Origin of the sequence: Microcella pacifica (assembly GCF_009371975.2) — a bacterium.
GTDB classification, from domain to species: Bacteria; Actinomycetota; Actinomycetes; order Actinomycetales; family Microbacteriaceae; genus Microcella; species Microcella pacifica.
Genome location: NZ_VIKT02000008.1, coordinates 77,002 through 97,077, shown reverse-complemented (window position 1 = coordinate 97,077; position 20,076 = coordinate 77,002). Strand labels below are relative to the sequence as shown.

At 72.0% G+C, this 20,076-nt stretch carries 16 protein-coding genes; 13 read left to right on the top strand and 3 right to left on the bottom strand.

Going from position 1 to position 20,076, the window contains the following annotated elements; genetic code table 11:
- Positions 1–97: 97 nt before the first annotated feature.
- Positions 98–1,276, bottom strand: a complete 1,179-nt coding sequence (locus FK219_RS06425) for an acyl-CoA dehydrogenase family protein (protein WP_152582436.1) — start codon at positions 1,274–1,276, stop codon at positions 98–100.
- Between the two features lie 165 nt (positions 1,277–1,441).
- On the opposite strand from FK219_RS06425, the gene manA reads away from it, so the two are divergent.
- From manA to FK219_RS06385, 8 genes are all read left to right on the top strand, one after another.
- The gene (gene manA / locus FK219_RS06420; RefSeq protein WP_328821621.1) at positions 1,442–2,626 is read left to right on the top strand and encodes a mannose-6-phosphate isomerase, class I; all 1,185 of its coding nucleotides are present in this window, start codon (positions 1,442–1,444) and stop codon (positions 2,624–2,626) included.
- 77 nt (positions 2,627–2,703) lie between these two features.
- Positions 2,704–4,710 carry a cell wall-binding repeat-containing protein gene (locus tag FK219_RS06415; protein ID WP_165638069.1) on the top strand — a complete coding sequence of 669 codons (2,007 nt, stop codon included), beginning with the start codon at positions 2,704–2,706 and terminating at the stop codon, positions 4,708–4,710.
- Positions 4,711–4,714: 4 nt separating this feature from the next.
- Positions 4,715–5,803: a serine hydrolase gene (locus tag FK219_RS06410; RefSeq protein WP_165638068.1), complete on the top strand. Its 1,089-nt coding sequence runs from the start codon at positions 4,715–4,717 to the stop codon at positions 5,801–5,803.
- A gap of 30 nt (positions 5,804–5,833) precedes the next feature.
- A complete protein-coding gene (gene galE / locus FK219_RS06405; protein WP_152582433.1) occupies positions 5,834–6,796 on the top strand; it encodes a UDP-glucose 4-epimerase GalE in 963 nt (320 codons plus the stop codon).
- Positions 6,797–6,905: 109 nt separating this feature from the next.
- Positions 6,906–8,348: a cell wall-binding repeat-containing protein gene (locus FK219_RS06400; protein WP_152582432.1), complete on the top strand. Its 1,443-nt coding sequence runs from the start codon at positions 6,906–6,908 to the stop codon at positions 8,346–8,348.
- 158 nt (positions 8,349–8,506) lie between these two features.
- A complete protein-coding gene (locus FK219_RS06395; protein ID WP_152582431.1) occupies positions 8,507–8,827 on the top strand; it encodes a WhiB family transcriptional regulator in 321 nt (106 codons plus the stop codon).
- 3 nt (positions 8,828–8,830) lie between these two features.
- Entirely contained in the window at positions 8,831–11,854 is a 3,024-nt protein-coding gene (locus FK219_RS06390; protein WP_152582430.1) for a glycosyltransferase, read from the top strand.
- On the top strand, positions 11,851–13,245 hold the full coding sequence (locus tag FK219_RS06385; RefSeq protein WP_152582429.1) for a DUF5719 family protein: 1,395 nt from the start codon (positions 11,851–11,853) through the stop codon (positions 13,243–13,245). The genes FK219_RS06390 and FK219_RS06385 overlap by 4 nt, the downstream gene beginning before the upstream one ends.
- Positions 13,246–13,295: 50 nt before the next feature.
- On the opposite strand, the gene FK219_RS06380 is transcribed toward FK219_RS06385, so the two are convergent.
- Entirely contained in the window at positions 13,296–13,727 is a 432-nt protein-coding gene (locus FK219_RS06380; RefSeq protein ID WP_152582428.1) for a metallopeptidase family protein, read from the bottom strand.
- Between the two features lie 52 nt (positions 13,728–13,779).
- On the opposite strand from FK219_RS06380, the gene FK219_RS06375 reads away from it, so the two are divergent.
- The 4 genes from FK219_RS06375 (at position 13,780) to FK219_RS06360 (ending at position 17,928) form a co-directional block, all read left to right on the top strand.
- Entirely contained in the window at positions 13,780–13,992 is a 213-nt protein-coding gene (locus FK219_RS06375) for a DUF3499 family protein (RefSeq protein WP_152582427.1), read from the top strand.
- A gap of 52 nt (positions 13,993–14,044) precedes the next feature.
- The gene (locus FK219_RS06370; protein ID WP_152582426.1) at positions 14,045–15,475 is read left to right on the top strand and encodes a phosphomannomutase/phosphoglucomutase; all 1,431 of its coding nucleotides are present in this window, start codon (positions 14,045–14,047) and stop codon (positions 15,473–15,475) included.
- Between the two features lie 144 nt (positions 15,476–15,619).
- Positions 15,620–17,119: an adenosylhomocysteinase gene (gene ahcY, locus FK219_RS06365; protein WP_152582425.1), complete on the top strand. Its 1,500-nt coding sequence runs from the start codon at positions 15,620–15,622 to the stop codon at positions 17,117–17,119.
- 44 nt (positions 17,120–17,163) lie between these two features.
- The gene (locus tag FK219_RS06360; RefSeq protein WP_165638067.1) at positions 17,164–17,928 is read left to right on the top strand and encodes an FkbM family methyltransferase; all 765 of its coding nucleotides are present in this window, start codon (positions 17,164–17,166) and stop codon (positions 17,926–17,928) included.
- Between the two features lie 23 nt (positions 17,929–17,951).
- Here FK219_RS06360 and FK219_RS06355 read toward each other — a convergent pair whose 3' ends face one another.
- Positions 17,952–18,905, bottom strand: a complete 954-nt coding sequence (locus FK219_RS06355; protein ID WP_152582423.1) for an RDD family protein — start codon at positions 18,903–18,905, stop codon at positions 17,952–17,954.
- 16 nt (positions 18,906–18,921) lie between these two features.
- Here FK219_RS06355 and FK219_RS06350 point away from each other — a divergent pair, with 16 nt between their 5' ends.
- Positions 18,922–19,917: a stage II sporulation protein M gene (locus FK219_RS06350; RefSeq protein ID WP_152582422.1), complete on the top strand. Its 996-nt coding sequence runs from the start codon at positions 18,922–18,924 to the stop codon at positions 19,915–19,917.
- Positions 19,918–20,076: the final 159 nt, after the last annotated feature.

The following is a 20,076-nucleotide window of genomic DNA, read 5'->3' as shown; positions in this document are numbered from 1 at the left end:
CGCGTTGCGGCGCGAGAACCGGCTGCATCGCTGCGGTCGAGCGCGCGTGCGCACGCTCGCTCGAGCGGATGCGCTCACACGGCGCTTGCTCAGAGGCCTAGACGAAGGCGCCCATGCCGGTTATCGCCCGGCCGACGATGAGGCTGTTCATCTCGCGCGTTCCCTCGTAGCTGTAGAGCGCTTCAGCGTCGGCGTGGAAGCGAGCCACGTCGTAGTCGAGCACGATGCCGTTGCCGCCGAGAGCCTCACGGCACAGGCCGACCGTCTCGCGCATCGCGGTCGTCGCGAACGCCTTCGCGAGGGAGGCGTGCTCGTCGCGCTGCACGCCGTCGTCGAGCATCTGCGACACGCGCGTGCACAGCGCGATGCTCGCCGTGATGTTGGCGAGGCTGCGGCTCAGGAGGTCTTGCACGAGCTGGTGGCGGGCGATGGGCTTGCCGAACTGCTCGCGCGTCGTCGCGTACTCGACGGCGGCCTCGTAGGCGCCGATAGCCGTGCCGACGGAGGCCCACGCGACTTCGGCGCGGGTGAGGCGCAGCACGGCGGCCGTGTCGCGGAACGAGTTCGCGTTCTGCAGGCGGTGCGACTCGGGCACGCGCACGTCGGTCAGCTCGATGTCGGCATTCTGCACGATGCGCAGCGACTGCTTGCGCTCGATCTTTGTCGCCGAGTAGCCGGGCGTGTTCGTCGGCACGATGAAGCCCTTGACCTGGCCGTCCTCCGTGCTCTTGGCCCAGATGATCGTGATGTCGCTCCACGTGGCGTTGCCGATCCACCGCTTGGAGCCGTTGAGCACCCACTCCTCGCCCTCGCGCGTAGCGGTCGTGCGCAGACCCTGAGCCGAGTCGCTGCCCGAGAGCGGCTCGGTCAGACCGAACGCACCCACCACGTCACCGGTCTTGAGCTTCGGCAGCCACTCCGCGCGCTGCTCGGGTGAACCGGCGACACCGATCGAGCCCATCGCGAGGCCGTTCTGCACGCCCACGTAGGTGGCGACGCTCGCGTCGACGCGCGCCATCTCGAGAGCCGTCCAGCCGCCGTACACGGCGCTGAAGTCGCCCGCCTTCGTCTCCTCCCAGAGGTTGCCGAACACCTGCTGCTCGTGCAGGCCGGGCAGAATCTGCCGAGGGAACTCCGCGCGCTCCCAGTAGTCGTTGACGAGCGGCTTCACCTCCGCCTCGAGGAAGGTGCGCAGGCGCACGAGGGCGTCTCTCTCGTGGTCGGCGAGCAGTGCTTCGAATCCGTAGAAGTCGCTGGCAAGCGTGGGGAAGGTCATGGGCTGAGGCTACGCCCGGCGGCCGGGCGGATACTCGGCTGTTGTCGAGGCGCTCCACGGCCGGTGCGCACCCGCCCCTGCCGCTTGTCGGGTGCGCACGAACCGGCGCACGAGCGGATGCCGCGGGCTTCGCTAGCGTGGAGTCGACAACCGGGAGGCCGCATCGTGCTACTGCGCATCGAGAACACTCCGCGCTCCTACGCGTGGGGGTCGACGACCGCGATCGCCGAGCTGCTCGGCACCACCCCGAGCGGAGAGCCAGAGGCCGAGCTGTGGCTCGGCGACCACCCCGGCGCGCCCGCGCGCATCGTCGAGGGCGCCGAGGAGCCAGATCTCGCGGCGCACCTGCAGGCCCGCGGCCACAAGCTCTCCTTCCTGCTCAAGGTGCTCGCCGCGGCCGAGCCGCTCTCCCTGCAGGCGCACCCGACGATCGCGCAGGCGCGCGCAGGTTTCGCTCGAGAGAACAAGGCGGGCATCGCCCTCGACGACCCGACGCGCAACTACAAGGACGAGCTGCACAAGCCCGAGCTCATCTACGCGCTCAGCGACCCCTTCATCGCGCTCGCCGGCTTTCGCAGCCTCGACGCGGTTCGCGCAGAATTGCACAGCGCCCACATCGCGATCGTCCACGGCGACGACGAGGAGCTCGAGGAGCGCACCGACCTCGGCCCCGTGCTGAACAAGCTCTCGAGCGACTCGGCCCTGCCCGACATCGTGCGCTGGATCATCGACGGCGGCGAGCACATCGCCGAGCTCGTCGCGGCCGCCACGCGCACCGCCGCGCACCTCGACGGCACCGCAGACGACACGCAGAGCTGGGCGACCGTGCGGCGCCTGGCCCATCACTACCCGGGCGACCCGGGCATCCTGCTCTCCCTCCTCATGCACACGGTCGTGCTGCGGCCGGGCGAGGCGCTCTACCTGCCCACCGGCAACATTCACTCCTACCAGCGCGGCCTCGCGATCGAGGTCATGGCATCGAGCGACAACGTGCTACGGGGCGGCCTCACCCCCAAGCACGTCGACGTGCCCGAGCTCATGGCCGTGCTCGACGCTCGACCCGTGCCGGAACCCCGCATCGACCCGGTCGATGTCGCCCCCGGCGTGCGGCGCTTCACGCCCGACGTCGTCGATTTCGCCCTCACCGTCATCGACTCGGGAGCCGCCGCAGGCGGCGTGACCCTGGATGCCCGGGGCCCGACCATCGCGCTGTGCCTCGAGGGCAGCGCCACCCTGCAGGGGTCGCTCGTGCTCGAGCGCGGGCAGGCGGCGTACTGCGACGACGCGGCCCTGAGCATCCAGGGCACGGGCCGCGTCGTAATCGCCACCGGCCAGCACCCCCGGGCCTGACCGCGAGATCAGCACCGCGTCGCGCGCGTCAGTTACTCTGAAGGCGACGCACCGGGGGGTGAGCGGTCATGGGGGCTATGAAGATTGCAGGGGTAGCGCTGCTCGTCGGCGCGCTCACCAGCGGTGCGCTCGCGGGAGGATCGCTCGACACGGCAGCGGTCGCCGTGACCGAAACCGAACCGACGCCGGTCGCGACGCAGGAGGCCGCGCCGACGGCGGCCAGCAGCGCTGACCGACTCGCCGGAGCCGACCGCTACGCCACGGCTGTGGCCGTCTCGCAGGAGACCTTCGAGCCCGGCGTGCCCATCGTCTTTCTCGCGAGCGGCGTCGACTACCCCGACGCGCTCTCGGCAGCGCCTCTCGCCGCCGCGCTCGGCGGGCCGCTGCTGCTCACGGGCTCGCGCTCGCTGCCGAGCGTCGTCGCGGCCGAACTCACACGTCTTGCGCCCGCCGAGGTCGTCATCGTCGGCGGCACGGCGGTCGTGACGTCGTCGGTCGCGACGCAGGTCACGCGCCTCGGGCTCGACGTGCGCCGAGTGGCGGGCGCCGACCGCTACGCGACCTCCCGCGCGCTCGTGACGGCCTTCGCGCCGCCCAGCGACACGGTGTACCTCGCGACCGGCCGCAACTACCCAGACGCGCTCGCCGCCGCGGCCGCCGCTGGGGCGGCAGGAGTGCCCGTGCTGCTCGTCAACGGAGCATCGTCGTCGCTCGACTCGGCCACGAGGCAGCTCATCGCCTCGCGCAGCGTGCAGACCGCCTACATCGCCGGCGGCGCGAGCGTCATCTCGAGCGGCATCGAGCTCAGCCTCGCCGTCGACACGGTGCAGCGCCTCGCGGGGCCTGACCGCTACGCGACCGCCGTCGCCATCAACGCGCACGCCTTCCCGACCGCCGAGCGCGCGTTCGTCGCCACCGGCGCGGGCTACGCCGACGCGCTCTCGGGCGCGGTGCTCGCCGGTATCGAGAACGCACCTCTCTACCTGTCAGGGCCCACCTGCCTGCCCCGCGCGGCGCGCGAGGCGATGCTCGACAGGCTCGACGCCGCCCGCATCACGCTCTTCGGCGGCACTGCCGTGCTGTCGTCACGCGTCGCCTCGCTCCAGGCGTGCACCACCGTGGCCGATGATCGGGCGACGAGCAACGCCGAGCTCAAGGCCGCCCTCGAACAGCGACTGCGCACCCTGCCCGGCACCTACTCCGTGAGTGTGCGCGAAGTCGAGGGCCTGCAGACGTCGGTGAGCATCAGCGGCACCCGGCGGCAGGAGCCGGTGAGTGTCATCAAGCTCTTTGTCGCGTACGCCGTGCTCGACCGCGTAGACCGCGACCTGCTCTCCCTGAGCACTCCGACGAGGTCGGGGGTGAGCGTGCAGAACTGCTTGCGCGCGATGATCCACGTCTCTGACAACTACTGCCACTGGGATCTCGTCGACCTCGTCGGCAAGCAGAACCTCAACAACCAGTTCTGGTCAGACGGCTACCGCCGTACCGTCTACGACGGCTACAGCGGCAGCGGCGTCTACTACCCCGCGAAGGTCTCCACGACCGACGACCTCGCGCTCCTGCTGAGCCGCCTCGACCGGGGCGAGCTGCTGAGCCCCGAGAGCACCGACCTGTTCATCACCATGCTCGAGACGCAGCTGTGGCGCTCCAAGCTGCCCGCGGGCGTCGAGGCAGGCACCCCCGTCGCCAACAAGACCGGTTCGGCCTGGTCGGCGGCGGGCTGGTTCCAGTCTGATGCGGGCATCGTCACCTCGCCGGCGGGCTCCTACGCGATCGCCGTCCTCGGCAGCGGGGGCGCCACGGTGGCGGGGGTGCGCGAGCTCGGCCGCGTCGCCTACGAGCACTTCAACGGCCCGATCGGCACCCGCGCGTCGTACAGCGACCTCAACGCCGTCACGACGGGATCCACGCCCTACTACCGCTACGCGAGCACGAGCGACCAGCTCGGAACCCTCCCCTCCGGGCGCCGCATCGAGGTCTACGCGAGCGCGCGCACCTGGTACCAGGTGGTGCACAACGGCAGCTACGTGTGGGTGCGCTCCTCATCGCTGCGCAACTACTACGACTATCCGCGACGATAGAGGCATGCCGCCATCGCGTCGACCGGGCATCGCGCCCATCGTCCTCGCGCTCACCGTGACCGCCGTGCTGGCTCTCGGCTCGTGCGCTAGCGGCGCGCCGCCCCCGGTGTCGGACGTTCAGGCGCAGAGCGGGGAAGAGAACCCAGGGTCGCCGCTCGAGGTTGCCGTACGTGAGCGGCTCGTCACGCTCTCGGGCGACTACGCGGTAGCGGTGCGAGAACTCACGGGCGAGCAGCGTCAGCTGAGCATCCGTGGCGCAGAGCCTCGGGAGCCGGCCAGTGTCATCAAGCTGTTCGCCGCCTACGCGGCGCTCGATCGCGTCGACCGGGGCGCCCTCTCCCTCGACGACGCCGTGCGCTCCGGGGTGAGTGTCGACGATTGCCTGCGCGCCATGATCGTGATCTCAGACAACAACTGCCACTGGGAGCTCGTCGACCTGCTCGGCGAGCAGAGCCTGCGTGCGCAGTTCGCCCGAGAGGGCTACCCGACGACCACGTACCCCGACGGCTATGGCGACGACGCCGCAAACCCGGCCAAGCTCACGAGCGCGGATGACCTCGCCCTGCTGCTGGCGCGGTTGCACGCGGGAGAGCTGCTGAGCGCCGAATCGAGCTCCCTGCTGCTCGACCTCATGGCCACCCAGATCTACCGGCAACGGGCGCCCTCCGGTGTGCCGGTGAACGCCGCAGTCGTCGACAAGCCGGGTCTGCTCGCCGTGGACGATGGGCTCGTGAACACCGACGCGGCCATCGTCTCGACCGACGACGGCACCTACGTGATCACCATCATGGGGCAGGGCGGCACGACGAATTGGGCCCTCGCCGAGATCACTCGCACCGTGCACGAGAGCCTCTACGGCCCGGTCGAGGCGGTTTCCGAGTTCCCCGCACTCGGGCTCGAGGCCGTGCGCGACACGAGGCGCTTCGCGAGCCCCGGCGAGGGGCCCATCGGCGACGTCGACGCGGGCACGAGGCTCGGAGTGCTGTGGAGCGAGCGCCTCTGGGTCTACGTGACCGAAGATGCGGCTCTCGAGCTCGACGACCCGAACGCCTACTGGGTGCACTTGGACGACCTGCGCAGCATCTACGACTGAGGCCGCACCGCGAGCACTAGCGTTGACGCCATGACCTGGCTTGTCACCGGCGGCGCCGGCTACATCGGTGCTCACGTCGTCCGCGCCCTCCGTGACGCGGGTCTCGCGCCCGTCGTGCTCGACGATCTCTCGAGCGGGCACGCCGCCTTCGTTCCCGAGGGTGTGCCCTTCGTGCGCGCATCCCTTCTCGATGCTGAGGCGGTGGCTGCTGCGCTCACCGACCACGACGTCACGGGCGTCATCCACGTGGCCGGCTTCAAGTACGCGGGCGTGAGCGTGCAGCGCCCCTTGCATACCTATGAGCAGAACGTGACCGGCATGATCACACTGCTCGAGTCCATGCAGCGTGCCGGTGTGGAGCAGTGCGTGTTCTCATCTTCGGCGGCCGTATACGGCGCTGTCGACGTCGACCTCGTGACCGAGACCACCGCGAAGAACCCGACGAGTCCCTACGGCGAGTCGAAGCTCATCGGCGAGTGGCTGCTGCGCGACCAGGAGATCGCCGCAGGGCTGCGGCACACGAGCCTGCGCTACTTCAACGTGGTCGGCTCGGGCGACCCGGCCGTGCGCGACACCAGCCCGCACAACCTCTTTCCTCTCGTGTTCGACGCGCTCGCCGAAGGGCGCCAGCCGCGCATCTACGGCACCGACTACCCGACGCCGGACGGCACGTGCGTGCGCGACTACCTCCACGTGGCCGACCTCGCGCTCGCCCACGTCGCCGCGGCCCGCCGCCTCGAGGCGGGCGAGCCGCTCGAGCCCGCCTACAACCTGGGCTCGGGGGACGGCGTCTCCGTGCGCCAGATCATGGATGCCGTGGCGAGCGTCACCGGCATCGCCGTCGAACCTGAGCTGGCCGAGCGGCGCCCCGGCGACCCGCCGCGCATCGTGGCGAGCGGCGAGCTCGCTGCGCGCGACCTCGGCTGGGCGATGCGCCACACGCTCGCCGAGATGGTCGACTCGGCGTGGGAGGCGCGGCGGGCATCCGCCTAGGAGTGTGCGGTGTCCCCAGAAGGTGGGACACCCGAGCATGACTCATGGCCGCTAGAGTCAGAGAAATGCTCGAGAGCGCACGTCGCTCGTCAACTCTGATCGGACCGCCGTGCCCTCCACCCTCCTGGCTCGCCTGCTCGCTCCCGTCGCCGCTGCGGCCCTCCTGGTGCCCCTCGCCGCCCTGCCCGCTCAGGCGCGCACGATCGACCCGGCCCCGCCCGCCGGGCTCACCCCCGCGGCAGACCCGGGCGCGGGCGGCCGCGTGCCCTCGCCGACGCCGGGCCTCACCGCCGCCGCTGCCGGAGAGGTCACCGGGCGCATCCTCATCAGCACTTCGGGCGGCGGAGCGACGCAGCCCGCGACGACCGGCAACACGCTCGTGCGGTTCTGGCGGGAGGACTCGGGGCAGTACTTCCTCGAAGACACCGTGAGCACCTTCGACGGCGACGGCGACTTCAGCGTCGTGGGGCTGCCCGCGGGCGGCTACCGGCTCGAAGTGCTGACGATCGAGAACGACGCGCCGGGCAAGGAGTACTGGAACGACCGCGAGTTCTGGTTCGAGGCGGACACCGTGACGTTGAGCGAGGATCTCGCCTACGCATTCCCGACCATCACTGTTGCTCCCATCGAGCTCGCCGGCGGCCGCATCGCCGGCGCCGACCGCTACGAGACCTCGGTCGCCATCTCGCAGGCTTTCGTGGACGACGGCGAAGCGGATGTCGTCTATCTCGCCACGGGGCTGGGCTACGCCGACGCCCTCTCGGCGGGCCCCGCTGCGGCCGCGAACGGCGGTGTGCTGCTGCTCACGCGCCCCGACGCGGTGCCGAGCATCGTGCGCTCCGAGCTGCGCCGCCTCGATCCGGGCCGCGTCGTGATCGTCGGCGGCACCGCCGCGATCCGCTCGAGCGTCGTGAGCACGGTGCGCAGCCTCCTGCCCGACGCTGAAGTCGACCGTATCGCCGGCGTCGACCGCTACGACACGTCGCGGGCGATCGTCGCCGACGCCTGGCCGGGCGCGATCGACAATGTCGCCGTCGCGACCGGGCGCAACTTCCCCGACGCGCTCGCGGCGGGTGCGGCGATCAGCTCCGTCGGCGGCGCGGTCGTGCTCGTCGACGGCCAGCGCTCCTCGCTCGATGTCGCGACGCGCTCCTTCCTCACGGATATCGCGCCGCAGTACGTGGCGATCGCGGGCGGCGCGAGCAGCGTCTCGAGCGGTATCGCCTCGTCGCTGAGCGCTCTGCCGAGCGACCCCGACGTCGACCGTTTCGGGGGCGACGATCGCTACGAGACGGCGCTCCTCATGAACCAGGCCTTCTTCCGCGAGAGCGCGCCCGACTACGCGTTCCTCGCGACGGGAACGGGCTTCGCCGACGCGCTCTCGGGAGGCCCGCTCGCCGCCGCTCTCGGCGCGCCGATCTACCTCAGCACGCAGCGCTGCCTGAGCCTCGACAACTATCGTGAGATCTCCGGCATGTTCGTGCGAGAGATCTACGCGCTCGGCGGCAAGGCCGTGCTGAGCGACCGCGTGCTCTACGGCAGCCTCTGCTGAGCATCCCTCGCCGCGCTTGCACTTTTCCCGGCGCGTCGCAACCCTGAATACTCAGTCGAACCTTTTACTATCCCGCGACTTGACGCGAGCGAATGACACGAGTGTAATTAGGGCACACGCGGCAGAGTCCGCCACGTGACGGGGGAGGGCAGCATCACATGAGCAAATACCGCAACACGGTACCCGGCGACTGGTTCGTCGACCCGGTTCGACTGGGAGTGCCCGGGGTGCGGCGCGCGCGCGACACCGACGATGACGACAGCGCCCTCGCCTGGCAGGCCGACGCGCTGTGCGCGCAGACCGACCCCGAAGCGTTCTTCCCCGAGAAGGGCGGCTCGACCCGCGACGCGAAGAAGATCTGCACAACGTGCGAGGTGCGCTCTGAGTGCCTCGAGTACGCCCTGCAGAACGACGAGCGCTTCGGCATCTGGGGCGGGCTCTCCGAGCGGGAGCGCCGCAAGCTTCGACGCCGCGCCTAAGGAATGCAACCGCGCGTCACCGCCGTTCTCATCGCCCGCCGAGGCGGCGAACCGCTGCAGCAGACACTGGATGCTCTCACCGAGCAGTCCCGCCACCCCGACCATCTCGTGGTCGTCGACGCCGCCGGCGACGACGAGGTCACGGCCGCCCTCGCGTCGATCGCCCCGACCCAGTTCGTCACCGCGGGCGCGGCACTCGGATTCGGCGAGCTCGTCGACCGCGCCGTCGCCGCCCTTCCCGCCCCCGAGCAGACCTCCTCGCCCTACGGCGGCGTCGAGGAGTGGCTGTGGCTGCTGCGCCACGACACGACGCCCGACAGCCGCACGCTCGAGCGCCTGCTCGCCGCCGTCGAGATCGCCCCGTCCGTCGCCGCCGCCGGCCCCAAGCAGATGGACGCCGACCACCCGACGATGATCGCCGAGTTCGGCGAGACGATGACCGCGTACGGTGCGGGCATCGCGCTCGCCGAGCGCGAGCTCGACCAGGCGCAGCACGACCGCACGAGCGACGTGCTCGCGGTCGGCGAAGCCGGCATGCTCGTGCGGCGCTCCACCTGGCACGACGTGGAAGGCTTCGACCCGGCTCTGCCGCACGTGGATGCGTCGCTCGACCTCGGCGTGCGCATCCGCCTCGCCGGCCACCGCATCGTCGTCGTGCCGCACGCCCGCGTCTTCGTGCACGAGAGCACGCCGCTCTTCGCCCGCAACGGCACCCCGCCTTCCCTGCCGGCGCGCGTGGAGGCGCGCTGGCGCCGCCGCGCGCAGCTGCACCGCCGTCTCGTCTACGCGCCCCTGCCGGCCGTGCCGCTGCACTGGCTGAGTCTTCTGCCGCTGGCCCTGCTGCGCTCGATCCTGCACCTGCTGCGCAAGCGGCCGACCCTCGTGATCGGCGAGTTCGTCGCCGCGCTCGCCGTCGCGTTCTCCGGTACCGCGGTCTCGAGCGCGCGCTCCCGGCTGTCGAGGAGCCGGAAGGTGGGCTGGGCGGCGATCGAGCCGCTGCGCATGCCGCGCGACGAGGTGCGCCGCCGCCGTGCCATCGCGCAGGACGCCCTGCTGAGCGCCCGCGAGGACGACCGCCCGCCACGCCCCGACTTCCTGCCCGGCGGCGGCCTCATCGTGGCCGTGCTCGCCCTCCTCGGCGCGATCGCCGCATCGCCCCTGTTCGGCGCGCCCGCCCTGCTGGGCGGCGCGCTCGCGCCCCTGGCACCGGATCTCGCGACCCTCTGGGGCGGCTTGACCGCCACCGAGGATGCCGCTGCCGACCCCTTCGCGTTCGTGCTCGCCCTGCTCGGCACACTCACGCCCTGGCAGCCCTCCCTCTCGCTCGTCGTGCTGTGGATCGCCGCCGTGCCCCTCGCCGGGCTCTCCGCGTGGTGGGCGGCCGCGAGCCTCGTGCGCCGCGCCGGCCCGGCCGCGGTCGCCGCGTGGCTGTGGGCGCTCTCGCCGACCCTGCTCGTGAGCCTCGCCGAAGGCCGTGTGGCCGCGGTGGTCGCGCACCTCGCCCTGCCGTCGCTCGTCGCGAGCGCCGCGCGCGCCCCGCGCTCGTGGAGCGCCGCCGCCGTCGCGGGCCTCAGCGCGGCGATCGTGACGGCCGCCGCTCCTACGCTCGTGCCCGCGCTGCTGCTCGCGTGGGTTGCGTGGATGGTGCTGCACCCGCGCCGCATCGGTCGCCTGCTCACGCTCATCGTGCCCGCCGCCGCGCTGTGGACGCCGCTCGTCATCGACCAGGTGCTGCGCGGCACCCCGCTCGGCCTGCTCGCCGACCCCGGTCTGCCGTCGGCGACGGGCGAGCAGACTCGCGTCGGGCTGCTGCTCGGCTGGCCCGATCTGCGCCTCGTGCTCGAGCCGCTCACGGCGCTCCTGCCCGCGGGTACGCCGCCGATCGTCGCGCTCCTCGTCGTCGCGGCGCTTGTGACCGTGCTGCCCGTGCTCGCCCTGCTCGGTCTCGCCCTCCGGCGCGGTCGGCGCGGGCTCGTGCCGCTGGGCCTCGCCGCCGCCGGCCTGCTGACCGCGCTCGCGGTGAGCGGCATGGCGCTCGTGACCGTGGGCGGCACCGCCGTCGGGCTCGACGTCGCCCCCGCGCTCGGCCTCTACTGGCTCGGGCTCACCCTCGCCGCGGTCGTCGGCCTCGACGGACTGCGGCGCGGCGCCGCGTATCCGGGCCTGCTCGCCGTTCTCGGCGGCACCGCCGTCGTTCTGCCCGTGCTCGGTGCGCTACTGCTGGGCACGGCCGCCGTCGCCCCGAGCCCCGACCGCACGCTGCCCGCCCTCGTCGCCGCCGAGGCCGGCGACGATCCCGCACAGGGCACCCTCGTGCTCACTCCGGTGAGCGGGGCGGGTGACGCAGCGCAGGCGGGGCTCGCCGCACGCATCGACCGCGGCGCCGGGCTCACGCTCATCGAGCAGCGCACGATGCTCACGACGCGGTCGCTGCTCGGCTCGGGCCTGCCCGGCACGAGCGGTGAGGGAGACCTCGCGGCCGTCGTCGGCTCGGGCGGCGCCGAAGCGGCGACGCTCGCCGCGATCGCGGAGCGCGAGCAGCTCGCCGAACTGGTCGCCAACCTCGCGGCAGCCGGCGGGCGCGACGTCACCGAGACACTCGACGCCCTCGGCGTGCGCTTCGTGCTGCTCGCGCCGCCCTCAGGCATCACGGGTGACGACGCGGCCGTTCTGGCCGCCTCCTCGAGCGCCGCCCTCGACGCGACCGCGCAGCTCGAGCCCGTCGGCGACACCTCGGTCGGTCGACTGTGGCGCGTCGCCGCTGCCGACAGTGCCGCCGACAGCGCTGCCGACGACGCTCGCGCCGGGTTCGCGCCGGAGCGCCCGGGGGCGGGCGCGATCCTCGTCACCCAGCTCGGCATCCTGACTCTCACGCTGCTGCTCGCGATCCCCACGAGTCTGCGCCCGCGGCGCCCGCGCTCCGACTCGGTGCTCGACGAGCCGGCCCCCACCTTCGAGGCCGACGACGAGTTCGAGAGCGAGTTCGGCGCCGACCCCTCGGGTGCGCCGACGGGAGGGCGGTCATGACCGTGACCCAGCGCATCCTCGCCGCCACCTGGCGCGCGGGGCTCGCTCTTGCCGGTGCGGCCGCCGCGGTCGCCCTCGGCGCGGTCGTGCTGCTCGCGCCCGTGCCCGACCTCGCCCCCGACACCGCAGGTCTCGCGGTCACTCCCGACCGGTCAGCGCAGACCGTCGTCTGCACGGGGGGAGTGCTCGGCCTCCCGCGGGGCGACGATCCGCAGCTCACCGTCGCGCAGCAGCCGCAGCGCCGCAGCGTCGGCACGGGCCTCGTCGAGTCGACCGTGCCGGCCAGCGACGCGCTCGAGAGTGCTCCCGTCGCCGTGACCCTGCCGGTCGACGCCCCCGACACGGCGGTCGCCGCAGCCGAGTCGACGCGCGTAGCCACCGCCGACCTGCGCGGCCTCGCCGCCGCCGAGTGCGGGAGGGCCGAGCGCACCGCCTGGCTCGTCGGCGGCTCGACCCAGGTCGGCCGCACCACCTGGATCGTGCTCACCAACCCGGGCGAGGTCGACGCGACCGTGGACCTGCGGGTGTGGGGCGAGCGCGGTCTGCTCGAGGCCCCCGGCACGAGCGGCATCATCGTGGCGGCGGGAACCCAGCGCATCCTGCCCCTCGCGGGCATCGCCGTCGACGAGGCCTCGCCCGTCATCGCCGTCGACAGCAGCGGCGGGTCGATCGCCGCGCACCTCCAGCAGTCCGTCGTGCGCGGTCTCGACCCCTCCGGGGTGGCGCTCGTCACCCCGCTCGAGCGGCCCTCCACCCGCCACGTCATTCCCGCACTGCCCGTCGTGGGCAGTCAGCTCGCCCTCGAGCAGGCCACCGGCGACGGCATCGGCGACGCCCTCACGACCCTCCGGATGCTCGTGCCGGGCGACACGGACTCCGACGTCACCGTCACCCTCCGCCCGGCTGACGGCGGCACCGGGCAGGTCATCACGACGACCGTCGGCGCGGGAGCCGTGCTCGACCTGCCCCTCACCGACCTGCCCGACGGCGACTGGGCCGTCGTCGTCGACGCGACCGAGCCGCTCGTCGTCGCAGGACGCGCGACCGCCGGTGGCGCGAGCGGCCTCGACATCGAGTGGTGGGTGCCGACCGGCGCCCTGCAGGAGGGCCAGGAGGTGCTCACGAGCGTCGCCCCCTCCCCCGGCGGGGTGAGCGCCCGAGTGCACCTGTACGCACCCGACGGCGACGTGACGGCGACCATCGACGGCCGCGAGGTGCTCGTGCCGGCAGGCCAGAGCGTCGTGCTCGAGACCGCCGCCAACGTCGGCGTGCGGCTCGCGGCCGACGGAGTACTGCACGCGAGCGTGAGCTATCGCGGTGATGGGCTCATGGCGGGCACGCGCATCCTGCCCCCGCCGCTCGCGGCGCAGCCCGTGACCGTCTACCCGTAGCCTTCCCGTCAGCCGTCAGCCGTCAGCCATCGCCGCAGCCCGGCCCGCCGCTACCAGTGGCGGAAGCGGTCGGGGGCGAGCTCCCACGGGTCCTTGCCGATGAGCTCGCCCACCGCGCGGAAGACGCAGCTCTCCACCATGAGGCGCCGATGCCAGTCGTCGTCGCGGTGCAGGCGGCTCATGCGCTCGATGGGGATGCGGTAGAGCACCACGAGGGAGCGCGACGGCACGACCCGCCAGCGGGCCACGCCCTCCACCTGCGCGGGCTGATCGGGCATCGGCAGCACCTCGATCGACAGCGTCGAGAGCTCGTGCGGCCACAGGTCGACCAGGTAGTCGGCACTCGCCCGCACCGTCGACTCGAACAGGTCGCGGCGCGTGTTCACGAGCGGCAGATGGGGCCCCGTGAGGGCGGAACGACCGGCGCGCCCGTGCCGAGCCCGGGCGCGCGCGCTCGGGTACTGCCTGCTCGCTCGTGCCACGCGGTCAGCCTACCGCCGCGACGCCGCACACCCGGCCTATGCTGGCCTCATCATGAACGGTCGCCCGTGCAGCAAGGTCGCGTGCAGCGAGCCCGCCACGGGCACCCTCACGTACGTCTACGCCGACTCGATGGCCGTGCTCGGCCCGCTCAGCGCGCGGGCTGAGCCGCACAGCTACGACCTGTGCGAGCGGCACTCCCAGCGCCTCTCGGCCCCCAACGGCTGGCAGATCGTGCGCTACAGCGTGCTCGGCGAGACCGGCTGAGGCGCGGCGCCGCCCCGACGGGGTTCGCCTCGAGCCCGGCTACGCTGGAGCCGTGACCTCCACGCCCGACCTCAGCGCGTTCATCAAGGCCTACGACGTTCGCGGGCTCGTCGGCACGCAGCTCACCAACGAGGTCGTCGACGCGCTCGGTGCCGGCTTCGTCGATGAGCTGGGGCTCGCGGGCCAGGAAGTCGTCGTCGGCCACGACATGCGCGATTCCTCGCCCGGGTTCGTCGCCGCCTTCGCCCGCGGCGCGACCGCGCGCGGCGCCTCCGTCGTGCACCTCGGGCTCTGCTCGACCGACGAGAGCTATTTCGCCTCGGGCCGCTATGCCGCTGCGGGCGCGATGTTCACGGCGAGCCACAACCCCGCCACCTACAACGGCATCAAGTTCTGCCGCGCCGGCGCGCAGGGCGTGAGCTTCGCCACCGGGCTGCGCGGCATCCGCGACCGCGCCCAGGCCTACCTCGAGGCGGGCGCCGTGCCCGCGGTCGAGTCGCCCGGCACCGAGTCGCACCGCGACGTGCTGCCCGACTACGCCGCCTACCTGCGCGAACTCGTCGACCTCAGTGGCGTGCGGCCGCTCCGCATCGTCGTGGATGCCGGCAACGGCATGGGCGGGATGACCGTTCCCGCCGTGCTGGGCACAGCCGCGGGCCTGCCGGCGCTCCCGCTCGAGATCATCCCGCTCTACTTCGAGCTCGACGGCACCTTCCCGAACCACGAGGCGAACCCGCTCGAGCCGGAGAACCTGCGCGACCTGCAGGCCGCCGTCCTCGAGCACGGCGCCGACCTCGGCCTCGCCTTCGACGGCGACGCCGACCGGTGCTTCGTCATCGACGAGCTGGGGCAACCCGTGACGCCGAGCGCGGTCGCCGCGATCGTCGCGCTGCGCGAGATCCGGCGCGAGCAGGCGCGGCTCGAGGCGACGGGCGAGGAGGGCACGAGCATCCACGTCATCCACAACCTCATCACCTCCAGGTCGGTCGCCGAGACGATCACCGCCGCCGGCGCCACCCCCGTGCGCACGCAGGTCGGGCACTCGCTCATCAAGGACCGCATGGCCGAGACGGGCGCGATCTTCGGTGGGGAGCACTCGGCGCACTACTACTTCCGCGACTTCTGGGGTGCCGACAACGGCATGCTCGCGGCGATGCACCTCATCGCGCAGTACGGTCAGTACGAGGGCCCGCTCTCGCAGCTCGCCGCCGAGTTCACGCCGTACACGGCGAGCGGCGAGATCAACTCCGTCGTCGACGACGTGCCGGCCGCGTACACGCGCATCGTCGACGCTTTCCACGGCCGAGCCGAGATCGACGAGCTGGACGGGCTGTTCTTCACGGGCCACGGCGACGCCGGGTGGTACTGGTTCAGCGTGCGCCCCTCCAACACCGAGCCGCTGCTGCGCCTCAACGCCGAGGCGGAGGCGCCCGAGCTCATGGTCGCCATTCGCGACGAGGTGCTCGCCCTCATCCGCGCCTAGCCGCCCCTCCCCGTCGCAACTGTGCTCGCCAGCGGCAACTGAGCTCGCACTGCGGCGCACACATGCCACATGCGGGCACACTCGCGGGTTCGGGGGGCGACATTCGTACCGGATGCTCGGCTTGAGCCTGACAGAATGGCGACCATGAGCATCCAGACCCCTGCGCGCCCCGAATTGACCGTTGAGACCAGCGGGGGTGTTCCGCACCGTGTGCGCGACCTGACCCTCGCCGAGTCGGGCCGCCACCAGATCCGCCTCGCCGAGCACGAGATGCCCGGCCTCATGAGCCTGCGCGACGAGTTCGGGCCGCACCAGCCCCTCGCCGGCGCCCGCATCGCCGGAAGCCTGCACATGACCGTGCAGACCGCCGTGCTCATCGAGACCCTCGTGGCGCTCGGCGCCGAGGTGCGCTGGGCGAGCTGCAACATCTTCTCCACGCAGGACGAGGCGGCCGCCGCGGTCGTCGTCGGCCGCACCGGAACGCCCGAGAGCCCGGCCGGCACCCCCGTGTTCGCCTGGAAGGGCGAGACGCTCGAGGAATACTGGTGGGCCACCCAGCAGATCTTCGACTTCGGTACGGATGACTCAGGCGCGCCGATCGGCCCGACCCTCATTCTCGACGACGGTGGCGACGCGACGCTGCTCGTGCACAAGGGGGTGCAGTTCGAGGCCGCCGGGGGCGTGCCCGAGGCCGCGCCGGGCGACAGCCACGAGTACGGGGTGATCCTCGGCGTGCTGCGCGACTCGATGCAGAGCGACCCGCAGCGGTGGACGCGCATCGCCGCGGGCATCCAGGGCGTCACGGAGGAGACCACGACGGGCGTGCACCGCCTCTACGAGCTGCACCGAGACGGCAAGCTTCTGTTCCCCGCCATCAACGTCAACGACTCGGTCACCAAGTCGAAGTTCGACAACAAGTACGGCATTCGCCACTCGCTGCCCGACGGCCTCAACCGCGCCACCGACGTGCTCATGGGCGGCAAGACCGTCTTCGTGTGCGGCTACGGCGACGTCGGCAAAGGCAGCGCGGATGCTCTGCGCGGGCAGGGCGCACGCGTCATCGTGAGCGAGATCGACCCGATCAACGCCCTGCAGGCCGCCATGGACGGCTACCAGGTTGCGCGGCTCGACGACCACCTCGGCGAGATCGACATTCTCGTCACCGCGACCGGCAACGAGAACGTCGTCACCGTCGAGCAGCTGCAGAAGCTCAAGAACCTCGCGATCGTCGCCAACGTCGGTCACTTCGACAACGAGATCGACATGGCCGGGCTCGAGAGCCTGCCCGGTGCCGAGCGCATCGAGATCAAGCCGCAGGTGCACGAGTGGCGCCTGCCGACCGGCACGAGCATCCTCGTTCTCTCCGAGGGCCGCCTCATGAACCTCGGCAACGCGACCGGGCACCCCAGCTTCGTCATGAGCGCCTCCTTCACCAACCAAGTGCTCGCCCAGCTCGAGCTGCACACGCGCCTCGACCAGTACCCGACGGGCGTGTACGTGCTGCCCAAGTTCCTCGACGAGAAGGTCGCGCGCCTGCACCTCGACGCGCTCGGCGCTCGCCTCACGACGCTCACCCCGCGCCAGGCGCAGTACATCGGCGTACCATCCGAGGGCCCGTACAAGGTCGATCACTACCGCTACTAGAGTCGACGACAGAGCCGGAAACCGAGGGAACGATGGTCATCGACATGCAGCGTGAGACGCGCGGGGTCTCGTCCCGGCTCAGATTCGGCCACGACGTCATGCTCTTCGCGAGCCGCATCAAGTGGGCCGAGCCCGAGCTGCGCGGGCTCGGCGCTCTCGTCAAGGAGGGCGACCGCGTCATCGACGTGGGCGCCGCGCACGGCATGTACACGATCCCGCTCGCGCACATCGTGGGCTCGGCGGGCCGCGTCGACTCCTTCGACCCGCACCCCCGGCAGCAGAGCACTCTGCGCCGCTGGCGGCGCATCCTCGGTGCACCGCACGTGAGCGTCAACCCCTCGGCCGTCGGGCGCGAGGAGGGCCAGCTCACCATGAGGCTGCCGTTGTTCTTCGGCCTGCCGATCTACGGTCGCGCGCACCTCACCGAGGGGGCCGCGCCGCTGGGCGCGCGCGAGATGGTGCGCCACTGGCTCACGCCGATCGCTGCGCTCGACGACTGGGTCGAGGCGGAGCGCATCGGGCCCGTCTCCTTCATCAAGGTCGACGTCGAGGGCTTCGAGCCGCAGGTCATCGAGGGCGCGGCGAAGATGATCAGTCGCGACCTGCCGAGCCTGCTGCTCGAGATCGAGGATCGCCACCTCGCGCGGTACGGCCGCGACGCTGACGGGTTCGTCGCCTCGATCCACGAGCGCTGGCCCGAGTACGGCCTCTACACGTGGCGCGGCGGCACGTGGACGCGCGTCCCCGCCGTCGAGCTCGGCACGCGCAACTACCTGTTCGCGACCGACGAGGCCCTCGCCCGCGCCTGACCGGGCGTAGTGCGGGGGATGCTCTACCCGCGGTCGGGGAACCCGTGCGGCAGCGCGGCGAGCGTGGGCTGCAGCTCGGCGAGGCGCGCCTGCTCGAGACGCAGCCCTGTCGCCTCGCGCTCGCGACGCAGCGCCGCGACGGCCGCGAGGAACAGCTCGGGGCTGAGCTGCTCCGGGCTGGAATGCGCGACGTCGATGTTCGGCATCGGCGAGACGTACAGCGCCGCCTCGGCCGTGAGGCTCCTGGCGAGACGTTCGCGGGTCGGGCCGGTGTGCCCGGACGCCTGCCGCAAGAACTGGGCGATGCGGCGGGACAGCGCGTCGGGCATCCGCGCCACGTCTGCGGTGGCCGCCCACTCGGTGAGCTGCGCGGGCACGCCGTACACGACCGCATTCTCGGCGGCGACCCGCTCGTACTGGCTGTACGTGCCCGCGAGCAGATCGCCGAGCCGCTTCGCGCGCGGGTTGAGCAGGGCCACGACGACGGCCGCGCCGCCGAACGTCATGACGATCTCGAAGAACCCGACAAAGGCGCGGATGAAGGCGTGCCGGAAGGCGATCGCCCCGCCGTCGTCGCGCACGATGCGGTCGCCGAGCGCGAGACGACCGAGCGACTTGCCCTGCGTCGCCGCCTCCACGACGGCGGGCGCGAGCACGACGCCGAGGAAGACGCACGCGATGCTCACGGCGGCGAAGAGCGCCTCCGGCAGTCCGATCGCCCCCGCGGCGGAGAGCATGAGCCACAGCAGCAGGCCCGTCGCGATGATGTAGGTGAGGTAGTCGATGATGCCGCCGGCCATGCGGGCGATGACGCTCGCCGGGCGCAGCTCGAGGGCGACGGCCTCGCCCGTGAGCAGCTCGCTCTCCGAGTCGTAGGCGCCCCGGGTCGCTTGCGCGCTCGAGGGGGTCTGCCCGCTCGAGCGGGTCTGCGCAGTCGCGAGGTTCTGCGCACTCGCGGTGTTCTGTGCAGTCGACATGGCATCATCTAAACAGATGGATCTCGACGCCTACTCCGCCGCGCACGACGCCGAATGGCGCCGCCTGCGCGAGCTGTCGCGCCAGCGGCGCTTCGCCGGGCGCGACGCCGACGAGCTCATCGACCACTACCAGGCGGGCACGACGCAGCTCTCCGCGATCACGACGAGCGCCGGGCAGGTCTCGCAGGCCGCGCGGCTGAGCGTTCTTCTCTCGCGAGCCCGCCTGCGCTTCACGGGCGCGAGCGCTGAGCCGTGGTCGCAGGTGGCCCGCTTCGCGACGCGAGAGGTGCCGGCGGCGCTGTACCGCATCCGGTACCTGACGATCGCGATCGCGATCGCCTTCGTCGCGGTGGCGTCGCTGTACGCCGTGTGGGTCGCGACGAACCCCGACGTCGTCGCGGCGCTCGGGCCGTACGAGCAGCTGCGCGGGTACGCCGAGGAGGAGTTCGTCGGGTACTACTCGGCCTCGAGCGAGGCGGTCTTCGGGCTGCAGGTCTTCAGCAACAACGCGTGGATCGCCGCGCAGTGCGTCGCCTTCGGCATCGTCGGGTTCTGGGTGCCCGTCGTGCTGTTCCAGAACGCGCAGGCGCTCGGCATGAGCGCGGGCATCATGACCGAGTTCGACCGGCTCGACGTCTTCTTCCTCAGCATCGCGCCGCACGGCCAGCTCGAGATCTACGCGATCTTCGTCGCGGGCGCCGCGGGGCTCATGATCTTCTGGGCGTGGGTGTCGCCGGGCTCGCGCACGCGCGCGCAGGCGCTCGCCGAGGACGGCCGCGCGTTCTTCGCCGCGATCGGCGGGCTCGTCGCGGCGCTGCTCGTGAGCGGCATCATCGAGGGCTACGTCACGCGGCAGGAGTGGCCCGACGTGGTGCGCATCGGCATCGGCACGGTCGCGCTCGCGGCCTTCCTGGCCTACCAGTGGATGCTCGGCCGACGCGCCTTCCGCGACGGCGAGACGGGCGACCTCGACCCGCTGAGCCGCGGCGCGCGCGTCGTCGTCGCCGACTGAGGGGCGCCGACTCGCGCGACTGTGCCGTCGTCGGCGCCTGCCCACCCCGCGGCTGTGCCCGAGAGTGGCAACTGTGCGCGCTCGAGCGGGCACAGTTGCCACGGGCGAGCACAGGTGCCGACCGCGGTCGCTCGGGGCCCGGCTATCCTTGAGTCATTC